General features: G+C 71.4%; 7 protein-coding genes. 3 read left to right on the top strand and 4 right to left on the bottom strand.

Going from position 1 to position 12,571, the window contains the following annotated elements; translation table 11 throughout:
* The first annotated feature begins 49 nt into the window (after window positions 1–49).
* The 3 genes from OG230_RS10060 to OG230_RS10050 all read left to right on the top strand — a co-directional run bounded on the left by OG230_RS10060 (window position 50) and on the right by OG230_RS10050 (window position 7,732).
* Window positions 50–1,768 carry a carbohydrate-binding module family 20 domain-containing protein gene (locus OG230_RS10060; RefSeq protein WP_328909816.1) on the top strand — a complete coding sequence of 573 codons (1,719 nt, stop codon included), beginning with the start codon at window positions 50–52 and terminating at the stop codon, window positions 1,766–1,768.
* Between the two features lie 178 nt (window positions 1,769–1,946).
* Window positions 1,947–7,247 (top strand): pullulanase-type alpha-1,6-glucosidase, encoded by a 5,301-nt coding sequence (gene pulA / locus OG230_RS10055; protein WP_443051525.1) that lies wholly within the window; start codon window positions 1,947–1,949, stop codon window positions 7,245–7,247.
* Between the two features lie 134 nt (window positions 7,248–7,381).
* On the top strand, window positions 7,382–7,732 hold the full coding sequence (locus tag OG230_RS10050; RefSeq protein WP_328909814.1) for a 5-carboxymethyl-2-hydroxymuconate Delta-isomerase: 351 nt from the start codon (window positions 7,382–7,384) through the stop codon (window positions 7,730–7,732).
* Between the two features lie 13 nt (window positions 7,733–7,745).
* On the opposite strand, the gene OG230_RS10045 is transcribed toward OG230_RS10050, so the two are convergent.
* From OG230_RS10045 to OG230_RS10030, 4 genes are all read right to left on the bottom strand, one after another.
* Window positions 7,746–8,468: a TetR/AcrR family transcriptional regulator gene (locus OG230_RS10045; protein ID WP_328909813.1), complete on the bottom strand. Its 723-nt coding sequence runs from the start codon at window positions 8,466–8,468 to the stop codon at window positions 7,746–7,748.
* A 37-nt stretch (window positions 8,469–8,505) separates the two neighbouring features.
* Window positions 8,506–9,591 (bottom strand): PDR/VanB family oxidoreductase, encoded by a 1,086-nt coding sequence (locus tag OG230_RS10040; protein WP_328909812.1) that lies wholly within the window; start codon window positions 9,589–9,591, stop codon window positions 8,506–8,508.
* A 3-nt stretch (window positions 9,592–9,594) separates the two neighbouring features.
* On the bottom strand, window positions 9,595–10,500 hold the full coding sequence (locus OG230_RS10035; RefSeq protein ID WP_328909811.1) for a metal-dependent hydrolase: 906 nt from the start codon (window positions 10,498–10,500) through the stop codon (window positions 9,595–9,597).
* Window positions 10,501–10,577: 77 nt separating this feature from the next.
* Window positions 10,578–12,539, bottom strand: a complete 1,962-nt coding sequence (locus tag OG230_RS10030; RefSeq protein ID WP_328909810.1) for a hypothetical protein — start codon at window positions 12,537–12,539, stop codon at window positions 10,578–10,580.
* Window positions 12,540–12,571: the final 32 nt, after the last annotated feature.

Below are 12,571 nucleotides of genomic sequence, written 5' to 3'. Positions count from 1 at the left end.
GTGAGGCTGCCCCGCCACCCCGCGTTTCCCCCACAGCAGGAGGAAAGACATGGCACGCAGATCTCTGTCTGCCGCACTCGCCCTCGTCGCCGGTGCCGCCGTCCTCGCCGTCCCCACCGGCCTCGGCACCGCGGGCACCGCCCAGGCCGCAGGCCCGGGCGCCAAGGACGTCACCGCCGTGATGTTCGAGTGGAAGTTCGACTCCGTGGCCAAGGCGTGCACGGACAGCCTCGGCCCGGCGGGCTACGGCTTCGTCCAGGTCTCGCCGCCCCAGGAGCACATCCAGGGCGGCCAGTGGTGGACCTCGTACCAGCCGGTGAGCTACAAGATCGCCGGCCGCCTCGGGGACCGGACGGCTTTCGCCGCCATGGTCGGCACCTGCCACGCCGCGGGCGTCAAGGTCATCGCCGACTCGGTCATCAACCACATGTCGGCCGGATCCGGGACCGGCACCGGTGGCTCCTCGTACGCCAAGTACGACTACCCGGGCGTCTACTCGGTCAGCGACATGAACGACTGCCAGTCGCAGATCACCAACTACGGCGACCGCGCCAACGTCCAGAACTGCGAACTGGTCGGCCTGGCCGACCTGGACACCGGCGAGGACTACGTACGCGGCCGGATAGCGACGTACCTCAACGACCTGCTCTCCCTCGGAGTCGACGGCTTCCGGATCGACGCGGCCAAGCACATGCCCGCCGCCGACCTCGCCAACATCAAGTCCCGGCTGAGCAACCCGGGCGTGTACTGGAAGCACGAGGCGATCCACGGCGCGGGCGAGGCCGTCTCGCCCTCGGAGTACCTCGGCAGCGGCGACGTCCAGGAGTTCCGCTACGCCCGCAGCCTCAAGCAGGTCTTCAACAACGAGAACCTCGCCAACCTGAAGAACTTCGGCGAGGGCTGGGGCTTCATGGAGTCCGGCAAGTCGGCCGTCTTCGTGGACAACCACGACACCGAGCGGGGCGGCGACACCCTGAACTACAAGGACGGCGCCGCCTACACGCTGGCGAGCGTCTTCATGCTGGCCTACCCGTACGGCTCCCCGGACGTCCACTCCGGCTACGAGTGGACCGACAAGGACGCGGGACCGCCCAACGGCGGCACGGTGAACGCCTGTTACGCCGACGGCTGGAAGTGCCAGCACTCCTGGCGGGAGATCTCCTCCATGGTGGGCTTCCGCAACACCGCCCGCGGTGAGGCCGTCTCCAACTGGTGGGACAACGGCGGCGACCAGATCGCCTTCGGCCGGGGTGCGAAGGCGTACGTCGCCATCAACCACGAGGGCTCCTCGCTGACCCGCACGTTCCAGACCGCGCTGCCCGCCGGTGACTACTGCGACGTCCAGTCCGGCAAGGGCGTCACGGTGAACGGCTCCGGACAGTTCACGGCCACGCTCGGCGCCCACACGGCCGTCGCGCTGCACATCAACTCCCGTACCTGCTCGGGCGGAGTCACCGACCCCGGAACAGGCACCTCCGGCGCCTCCTTCGGTGTCAACGCCACCACCCAGCTCGGCCAGAACATCTACGTCACCGGCAACCAGGCCGCCCTCGGCAGCTGGAACGCCGCCGGCGCGCTGAAGCTCGACCCGGCCGCGTACCCGGTCTGGAAGCTCGATGTGAGCCTGCCCGCCGGGACGTCCTTCGAGTACAAGTACATCCGCAAGGACGCGAGCGGCAACGTCACCTGGGAGAGCGGTGCCAACCGCACGGCGACCGTGCCCGCCACGGGCAAGGTCGCGCTGACCAGCGACGTCTGGCGCGGCTAGGCACTGCACCGGCCGGGGGCTTCCCCGGCCGAGTCCCCGGTCACCGGACGGCGTGGCTGCACGCCCGTCCGGTGGCCGGGGACGCATCGGCAACCCCGACGGCCCGGCGGACTCTTCCGGACACCCCTTTCCCGTACCCCCTTCGAGGAGAACCCGAGTGATACATCCGTCTCCGCGCGTGCCCGCGCGAAGAGTGGTGCCCGTCGTCGCGGCTGCCCTGTGCGCGGCGCTCGTGCCCGCACTGCCCGCGGCGGCGGCCCGGCCGCAGGCCCCGCCGTCGGACGCGAAGCTGGCCGCCGCACCGGCCCGGCACGACCTGACCCGCGAGCAGTTCTACTTCGTGATGCCCGACCGGTTCGCCAACGGCGACACGTCCAACGACCGCGGCGGGCTGACCGGATCGCGCCTGGAGACCGGGTACGACCCCACCGACAAGGGCTTCTACCAGGGCGGGGACCTGAAGGGCCTCACGAACCGGCTCGACTACATCAAGGGCCTCGGCACCACCGCCATCTGGCTCGCCCCGATCTTCAAGAACCGCCCCGTCCAGGGCATGGGCAAGGACGCGTCGGCCGGCTACCACGGCTACTGGATCACCGACTTCACCCAGGTCGACCCGCACTTCGGCACCAACGCGGACCTGTCGAAGCTGATCGACAAGGCCCACGGCAAGGGCATGAAGGTCTTCTTCGACGTCATCACCAACCACACCGCCGACACCGTCGACTACGCCGAGAAGGAGTACGGCTACAAGCCCAAGGGCGCCTTCCCGTACCTCGACGAGGACGGCCGCCCGTTCGACGACAGCGCGGGGATGGCGGAGGTCGACGCGGACTCCTTCCCGTACACCCCCAAGAGCACCGGCGCGAAGGTGCCGGCCTGGCTCAACGACCCCACGATGTACCACAACCGGGGTGACTCGACCTACGCGGGCGAGTCCACCGAGTACGGCGACTTCTCCGGGCTCGACGACCTGTGGACCGAGCGTCCCGAGGTCGTCTCCGGCATGGAGAAGATCTACGAGAAGTGGGTCCGCGACTTCGACATCGACGGCTTCCGCATCGACACGGTCAAACACGTCGACCTGGACTTCTGGACCCAGTGGGCGACCGCCCTCGACGACTACGCGGCCGAGCGCGGCCGGGACGACTTCTTCATGTTCGGGGAGGTCTACTCCGCCGACACCGCGATCACCTCGCCCTACGTCACCCGTGGCCGGCTGGATTCCACGCTCGACTTCCCCTTCCAGGAAGCGGCCAGGCAGTACGCCTCCCAGGGCGCCCCGGCCGCCAAGATGGCCGCCGTGTACGCCGACGACTACCGGTACACCACCGACAAGGCCAACGCCTACGAGCAGGTGACCTTCCTCGGCAACCACGACATGGGCCGCATCGGCACCTTCCTGAAGCAGGACAACCCGCAGGCCGGTGACGCCGAACTGCTCGGCAGGGCCCGCCTCGCCAACGAGCTGATGTTCCTCGGCCGCGGCAACCCGGTGATCTACTACGGCGACGAGCAGGGCTTCACCGGTGCGGGCGGCGACAAGGACGCCCGGCAGACCCTCTTCGCCTCGAAGACCGCCGACTACCTCGACGACGACCAGATCGGCACGGACCGTACGCACGCCTCCGACGCGTACGACACGAAGCACCCGATCTACCGGTCCATAGCGGCCCTCTCCGAGCTCACCCGGGAACACCCGGCGCTGCGGGACGGGACCCAGACCGAGCGGTACGCGGAAGGTTCCGTATACGCCTTCTCGCGTACCGACACCAAGCGGCCGTACGAGTACCTCGTCGCCACCAACAACGGCACCGAGGCGAAGACCGTCGAGCTCGCCACCGAGTCGGCCGGCATGAACTTCCGTACGCTGTACGGCGGTTCCGCGACGGTCCGCAGCGGCGCCGACAAGACGGTCAGCGTCACGGTGCCCGCGCTCTCCAGCATCGTGCTCCGCGCCGACAAGCCCCTGGGCGCCCCGGCCACCAAGCCCTCCCTCACCCTGAAGGCCCCCGCAGCCGGAGCCACCGGCACCGTCGAGATCACCGCCGACGTGGACGGCGGCCAGCTCAACCGGGTCGTGTTCGCGGCGCAGACCGGCAACGGTAAGTGGCGCACCCTGGGATCCGCCGACCACGCCCCCTACAAGGTCACCCAGTACCTGGACGACGCGGTGAAGGCCGGGACCCCGCTGCGCTACAAGGCCGTCGTCATCGACCGCGCCGGCCGCACCACGAGCGCCCTCGCCTCGACGACCGCCGGACAGGCCCCGCCCGCCCCGAAGCCGGTCGCCGTCGAGCGCGACCACGCCGTCGTCCACTACAAGCGCGCGGACGGCGACTACGAGGGCTGGCAGCTGAAGTCCGGCGACCAGACCGCCGACTTCGTCGGGCGGGACGCCTACGGCGCCTTCGCCTGGATCGACCTCGCCACGGGCACCTCGTCGGTCCCGTACACGGTCGAGAAGGACGGCACCGCCGACGGACCCGAGCGCACCGTCGACCTCGCGAAGACCGGCCAGGTCTGGGTCGAGCAGGGCAAGGACGGGCAGGCCACCGAGGCACCCGACGGAGCCAACCCGCCGCAGGACACCTCCAAGGCGGTCCTGCACTACCACCGCGCCGACGGCAACTACGACGGCTGGGGCCTGCACACCTGGACCGGGGCCGCTTCGCCCACGGACTGGTCGAAGCCGCTGCAGCCCGTGAAGACCGACGCCTACGGCGCCACCTACGAAGTACCGCTCACCGACGGCGCCACCTCGCTCAGCTACATCCTCCACAAGGGCGACGAGAAGGACCTCCCGAGCGACCAGTCCCTGGACATCGCCTCGTACGGACACGAGGTCTGGATGCTCGGCGGGAAGCCCGGCTACCTGCTGCCGCAGACCGGCGGCGCGCCCACACCCGACCTCACCAAGGCCGAGGCCCAGTGGATCGACGCCGGCACCGTCGTCTGGAAGGTGAAGGCCACGGACGCCACCAGCCAGCAGCTCGTGTACGCGAAGGACGGCGGCATCTCCGTCGTCGACGGCGCCCTGACCGACGAGGGGCAGTGGCTCCGGCTCGACGCCACCGAGCTCACCGACGCGCAGAAGGCGAAGTACCCGCACCTCAAGGACTACCCGGCGTTCACCGTCGACGCCCGCGACCGGGACAGGGTCCGTGAGTCGCTGCGCGGCCAGCTGATCGCCACCCAGCGCGCCGCCAACGGGGCCCTGCTTGCCGCCACCGGGGTGCAGACCGCGGGAATCCTGGACGGCCTGTACGGGAACGCCGCGAGCGGTGCCGCCCTCGGCCCCGTCTTCCGCAAGGGCAGCCCGACGCTTTCCGTCTGGGCCCCCACCGCCCGTACCGTCGCGCTCGAACTCGACGGGAAGAGCGTCCCGATGCGGCGCGACGACCGCACCGGCGTCTGGTCGGTCACCGGAAACAGGAGCTGGAACGGCAAGCCCTACCGCTACGCCGTGAACGTCTGGGCGCCCACCGTCCAGAAGATGGTCACCAACAAGGTCACCGACCCCTACTCCACCGCCCTGACCGCCGACTCCGCCCGCAGCCTCGTCGTCGACCTCGACGACCCGAAGCTGGCCCCGAGCGGCTGGTCCGGCCTGAAGAAGCCCGCCGCCGCCCCGCTGCGCGACGCGCAGATCCAGGAGCTGCACATCCGCGACTTCTCGATCGCGGACCGCACCTCCGAGCACCCCGGCGAGTACCTGGCCTTCACGGACACCCGCTCCGACGGGATGAAGCACCTCAAGGAACTCGCGGACTCCGGCACCGGCTACGTCCACCTGCTGCCCGCCTTCGACATCGGGACCATTCCGGAGAAGAAGTCCGGCCAGCAGGAGCCGGCCTGCGAACTCTCCGTGTACGCACCCGACTCCGAGGAGCAGCAGGACTGCGTCGCGAAGGCCGCCGGGAAGGACGCGTTCAACTGGGGCTACGACCCGCTGCACTACACGGTCCCCGAGGGCTCCTACGCCTCCGACCCGGACGGCACGAAGCGCACCGTCGAGTTCCGCCGGATGGTGCAGGGACTCAACGGCGCCGGACTGCGCACCGTCATGGACGTCGTCTACAACCACACCGTCGCCTCCGGCCAGGACGACAAGTCGGTCCTCGACCGGATCGTGCCCGGCTACTACCAGCGGCTCCTGGAGGACGGCACCGTCGCCACATCGACGTGCTGCGCCAACACCGCGCCCGAGAACACGATGATGGGCAAGCTCGTCGTCGACTCGATCGTCACCTGGGCCAAGGAGTACAAGGTCGACGGCTTCCGCTTCGACCTGATGGGACACCACCCGAAGGCCAACATCCTCGCGGTCCGCAAGGCACTCGACGAGCTGACCGTCGCCGAGGACGGCGTCGACGGGAAGAAGATCATCCTGTACGGGGAGGGCTGGAACTTCGGCGAGATCGCCGATGACGCCCGCTTCGTCCAGGCCACGCAGAAGAACATGGCCGGCACCGGCATCGCCACCTTCTCCGACCGGGCCCGCGACGCGGTGCGCGGCGGCGGCCCCTTCGACGAGGACCCGGGTGTCCAGGGCTTCGCCAGCGGTCTCTACACCGACCCGAACACCTCGAAGGCCAACGGCACCACGGCCGAGCAGAAGGCCCGGCTGCTGCACTACCAGGACCTGATCAAGGTCGGGCTGACCGGCAACCTCGCCGACTACACCTTCACCGACAGCAGCGGCCGTACGGTCAAGGGCTCCGGCGTCGACTACAACGGCGCGCCCGCCGGATACGCGGCGGCGCCCGGAGACGCCCTCGCCTACTCCGACGCCCACGACAACGAGGCCCTGTACGACGCGCTCGCCTTCAAGCTCCCGGCGGGAACGTCGGCGGCCGACCGGGCGCGCATGCAGGTCCTGGCCATGGCGGCGTCCACCCTGTCGCAGGGCCCCTCGCTCTCGCAGGCGGGCACCGACCTGCTGCGCTCGAAGTCCCTCGACCGCAACTCCTACGACAGCGGCGACTGGTTCAACGCGCTGCACTGGGACTGCCGGGACGGCAACGGGTTCGGCCGCGGCCTCCCGCCCGCCGCCGACAACAAGGACAAGTGGTCCTACGCGAAGCCGCTGCTGACCTCGTCCACCCTCACCCCCGGGTGCGCGCAGATCGACGGCGCCTCCGCCGCATACCAGGACCTGCTCACCATCCGGACCACCGAGAAGGAGTTCTCCCTCGCCACCACCGAGCAGGTGCAGTCGGCCCTCACGTTCCCGCTCTCGGGCACGGGTGAGACGCCCGGGGTGATCACGATGCGTCTCGGCGAGCTTGTCGTCGTCATCAACGCCACCCCCGGCACCGAGAGCCAGCACCTCCCGGAGCAGGCGGGCACGGCGTACGGTCTCCACCCCGTCCAGGCCGCGGGCGCCGATGCCACCGTGAAGAAGTCCGCGTACGACGCCGGAACCGGCACCTTCACCGTCCCCGGACGGACGGTCGCCGTCTTCTCCCGGAGCTGATCAGTCCGCACCACACCGCCCGGTCGCGGTCCGGTCCCTCACGGGGCCGGACCGCGACCGGGCTTGTGCTGTCATGCCGATCACCGTAAGGCTGAGGCCGGACAACCGGCCGGACCCGTACACAGGAGCATGTGATGCCGCAGATCACCGTCGACTATTCCGCCGAGCTCGACGACACCTTCGACCGTCGTGGCTTCGCTCTCGCGCTGCACCCCCTGGTCGCCGAGACCGTGACCACGAAGATCCCCAACTGCAAGACGAGATTCCGGCGGGTGGAGGACTCGGTCGTGGGGGAGGCCCCCGACGGTGACGTGATCGTGCACATCTCGATCGGTCTGCTGACGGGCCGCACACCGGAGACCAAGGCGCGGCTGACCGAGTCCGTCCTGGAGCTGCTGGCCGGATATCTCAAGACCGGTGACGACCTGGTGGTGCACGCCTCGGCCGAGACCCGTGAACTGGACCCGTCCTACCGCAAGAGCTGAATCCGGAGCCTCGTCACGGTCGGCGCTGCGGGGGCACCGCCGGCACGGACGGCGCCAGGGTCGACAGGCGTGTCAGCAGATCCCCGAAGGGGCCGTCCACCGGTTCCTGGGCCAGGACCCGCAGCACGACACCGGCCATCTCCTGGTTGTAGGCGGCGCTCACCGCGGCCAGTGCGGCGAAATCGTGCACGAGCTGCATCTCCAGCTCGGCCCGGGGGATGCGCCGCCCGTCGAGCCAGAGCAGGGCCGTCGACTCGGCGAGCGAGACCCAGGAGCGCACGACCAACTCCAGCCGTGCGGGCGGGTCCTGGACGCCGAGGTGGCTGATGATCTGCTCGTACGCGGCCTGCCGCACCCCGTCGATCATGGCGTTCGCGGTCGAGGAGCCGACCGCGGGACCTCCGCGCATCAGCGCGGAGAAGCCGGGGCCGTGCTCCTCGACGAAGTCGAAGAACCGGCCCATCACCCGCAGCAGCCGGGCGCCCAGGGGCCCTTCGGGCGGTTCGAGGAACCGGCCGGCCAGCTCGTCGGCGGCCCGGCCGAGCGCCGCCTCGTACAGGCTCTGCTTCCCCGGGAAGTAGTGGTAGACGAGGGGCCGCGAGATACCGGCGGCAGCCGCGATCTCGTCGATCGACACCTCGTCGGGGGAGCGGTGGCTGAACAACTCCAGCGCGACGCCGATCAACTGCTGCCTGCGTTCTTCGACGCCCATCCTGCGCCGCACCCCGGTCGTCATGCCGACAGCGTAGCCGGGGTCGGGACCACCGGAGGTGTCAGAGGTCCAGGACCAGCCGTTCACCGCGGCAGCGCGAGACGCACAGGAGCATCGAGTCCTCGCGCTCCGCGTCCGTCAGCAGCTCGTCCCGGTGATCGACCTCGCCCTCCAGGACCCGCTGTTGGCAGGTTCCGCAGAAGCCCTGCTCGCAGGAGTACGAGACGTACGGGAGCTCCTCGCGCACGGCGGCCAGCACCGACCGGTCCGCGGGGACCCGAACGGTCCGGCCGGAGCGGCGCAGTTCGACCTCGAAGGCCGTGGACGCGGGGTCCGCTCCGGTGGCGGCGGTGAAGCGTTCCAGATGGAGGGTGCAGCCCTCGGGGAGCGCGGCGGCCACCGCGTCCATCAGGGGTTCCGGGCCGCAGCAGTACACCGCCGTGCCCGGCGCCGCCCCCGCCAGCAGCGCGGCGGTGTCCGGGTAGCCCGCCTCGTCCTCCGGCACCACGGTCACCCGGCCGTCCTCCCCGCCGGCCTTCCCGATCGCGTCGAGCTCGTCGAGGAACGGCATGGAGGCGCGGGTACGCCCTCCGTACAGCAGCCGCCAGTCGGCGCCCGACGCCGCGACGGCGCGGAGCATCGGCAGGATCGGAGTGATGCCGATACCGCCCGCCACGAACACGTAGGCCGGTGCCTCGACGAGCGGGAAGCGGTTGCGCGGCCCGCGGACGCGCACCTCCGTACCCTCGTGCAGCTGCGCGTGGACCTCGCGCGAACCGCCTCTGCCGTCCTCGATCAGGCGCGGCGCGATCGTGTACGCGTCCGGGTCGGCCGGGTCCCCGCAGAGCGAGTACTGCCGGACGAGACCGGACGGCAGCACCAGGTCGAGATGGGCGCCGGGCTGCCAGGAGGGCAGGTCGTCGCCGGTCAGCCGGAGCCGGACGACGCCGTCGGCGACCGTGTCCCGCTCGGTGATCAGCAACGGCCGGGTGGTGGTGGAGCGCCGCTCCGAGCGGCCCGAGACCGGCTCCTCCAGGGCGGGCATGGGCCACAGCGGTGACGCCTCGATGCGGCGGCGCAGCGCACGCCGGGCGAGCAGGGCGGCGCCGGTGACCAGGACCACGGTGCGCAGACGGGGAAGGGCCATGGCTCAGTTCGTTCCCGACGTGCGGGCCTCGGCCGCCAGGGCCGCGGGCGAGTGGGCGAGGTAGTCGACGGCCTGGGCCGTGCTGCCCTCCTGCGAGGGGTGGTACGTCCGGCTCAGATAGGTGGGGATGGAGCGCGCGATGGAACCGGTGCTGGGCAGGGTGCCCCGCTTGCCGCTCGTGTAGAACTCCTTGAAGGTCGCCTTGCCGGCCAGCAGGCTCGGGTCGTTCTCCATGAAGAAGCGGGTGCCGCGCTGCCAGAGGAAGACGAGCGCGGAGAACGCGGTCGCCCAGGTCCGCACCCGCCGCCGGTAGCCGCCGTCGACGTGCATGAACACCTCGAAGGCGACGGAGCGGTGCTCGACCTCCTCGGCGCCGTGCCAGCGCAGCAGATCCATCATCGTGGGATCGGCGCCGCGCCGGTCGAGCGCTTCGGCGTTGAGGATCCAGTCACCGAGGAAGGCGGTGTAGTGCTCGATCGCCGCGATGATCGCGACCCGCTCCATGAGCCACCAGGTGCGGGCACGGCCGGGCGGCAGCGTCCTGTCGCCGAGCAGCTTCTCGAACATCCAGTCCACCTGTGCGGTGTACGGGGTCGGGTCGAGACCGAGCTTCTTCAGGTGCGGCAGTACGTCGTCGTGGGCCTGGGAGTGCACGGCCTCCTGGCCGATGAACCCGATGACGTCCTGGCGCAGTCGCTCGTCGTGGATGTACGGCAGCACCTGGCGGTAGACGTGGATGAACCACCGCTCCCCGGCCGGCAGGAGCAGATGGAGCACGTTGATGGTGTGCGCGGTGAACGGGTCGCCCGGCACCCAGTGCAGGGGCGTCTTGTCCCAGTCGAAGGAGACCTTGCGGGCTTTGAGCGTGCTCCGCTCCGACGCGACCGCCGCTGGCTGCGTGTTAGACATGCTGTCAATGTACTGACGGGTAAGCGAAGGGGACAGGGGTGTGCGGCGAATTCCTGCGCGAATGCCGGTCCGGCCCCTCAGCGCAGCGCGCCGACCCTGCGGCCGTCCGCCAGCAGCCCGTTGAGCTCGGCCCGGTCGCCCGCGCGGGCCCGCACCGCCAGCAGGCGCCCCTCCGACCTGCCCGCCACGCCTCCGGACGTGGTCAGCGAGGTGAACTGCCCGGAGCCCGCCGCCAGTACGTACCACCGCCCGCCCGCCGACTTCCAGAGCACACCGGCCAGCACCTGCGGATCGCGCGGCCCGCAGGCGGGCGACTCGGCGGCGCGCGCCGCGACCGCCCCCGGGGCGACGGCCCCGCCGGACGGCTCCGCCGGAGCCTGGAACTCGGCCAGCACCCTGCTTCCCGTACCCCGCCAGGTCTCCGCCCGGACGCAGAGCCAGCGCGCGGCGCCGCCGCCCTCGGGGAGCGGCTGGCGCGCGAACTGCCAGGAGTTCACCGAGCGGACTCCGCCGGCCCGCACGGCGGGCAGCAGGCACGCGGTCCGCGCCCAGCTCTCCCGCTCCGCACGTCCCGACACGTCGTGCTCGGCGGACGGGGCGCCGGACGTCAGCCGGACCGGGGTCAGTTCGCCGAGGTCGGTCAGCAGCCGGACCGCCTCCGCGTCCCGTACCTCCAGGGCCTTCCGGGAACGGCAGCCCCCGGCACCGTCTCCGAGCCCGTCCAGTGCGGCGGTCACCCCGTGGGCGTCGCGGGGCAGGGCGCGCGGTGCCGCGTGCGGTGCGAGCAGATCCCGTACGGCGGCCCCGCGCACCCAGGGCGCCGTCAGATAGCGGACCCGGCCGTGCGCGCGGCTCACGACCAGCGCGTTCGATCCGGCGGAATCCGCGCCGTCCACCCGGGCGAAGTCGAGCACGCCGCCCCGGCGGGAACCGGCGCGGCGGGACTCGGCGTACCGCACGATGCGCAGCCCGTCGTGGAACAGCACGACGGCGGCCTCGTCCACCACCCCCGCGTACAGCAGCTGCGGCGGTCCCATCGGCGGGCCCGTGGGGGTCCTGGGCGTCGCGGTCGACCGGTCGTCGGGACCGGGCAGCGCCCAGGCGTCGAGGGCCCGGCGCAGCAGCCCGGTATCCCGGGTGCGCTCGCCGCGGGCGGGCCAGACGGTGAAGTCCGTACGGGCCGAGCGCTGCCAGTACGTCGGCGACACCCGCCGCAACGCACCAGGTTCCAGGGCCCGTTGGGCGGCAGGGTTATGTGCGTCCGCGCCCGCGGAGGTCCCGTCCGGCCCCCAGCCGCCGCCCGGCATCACGAGCAGCGTCCCGCAGGCGACCAGCGCCCCGAACCCGGCCAGGGCGGCCCTCGTCCGGCGGCGCCGAAGCAGCAGGTCGGTGGGCCGGGCGTGCAGCGAACAGGGGTCGAACCCCGGGGACGCCAGCAGCGCGTGCGGCGCCGTCACCGCGTCCGCGCCCGCCAGCGCCGCATCCGGGTCCGCCACCCCGGCGGCGGCGAGCACCCGGCACACCTCCGGGTCCGTGAGCCCCTCCAGGCCGCGCAGCACATGGGCGGCGCGGCACGGTCCCGGTACCGCGGACAGCGCCTGCTCCAGGGCGAGTTCGTCCGCACCACCGGACCGGGGGAACAGCCGCAGCCCCCACACCAGCGGTAAGAACGGCGGCATCCGGGCCCACCGCGGCCGGGCCCGCCGGCGTAACGGCATCCCCGCCTCCAACGCCGAACGCACCACCCGCAGCCGCAGATCCGCATAGCCCGGATCCGCCACTGGCTCCCCTGCGGGCCTGCGCGGCAACGGCAGCCGCGCCCCCGAGTCCGCCGCCCGCGACCCTGGCAGCGACCGCTGGACGAGCCAGTGCGCCGTCAGCACCCGCCGACTGCGCCCGAGCGAGGCCGGCAGCACGAGATAGCCGATCCGTGTCAGCCGGGCGTAGTGCTCGACCAGCGCGGCATCCGCCTGCTCCGGATCGACCGGCCCGAGCAGGGGACGTTCGGCGGAGGACGGCACTGCTCGACGCGGAGGCATGTTCAGCTGAACGAGCGAATGGTGCGATGGTC

Source organism: Streptomyces sp. NBC_00234 (assembly GCF_036195325.1).
Taxonomy (GTDB): Bacteria; Actinomycetota; Actinomycetes; order Streptomycetales; family Streptomycetaceae; genus Streptomyces.
Note: the sequence above shows the minus strand (reverse complement) of the source record. Positions and strands in the feature narration are given on the sequence as shown.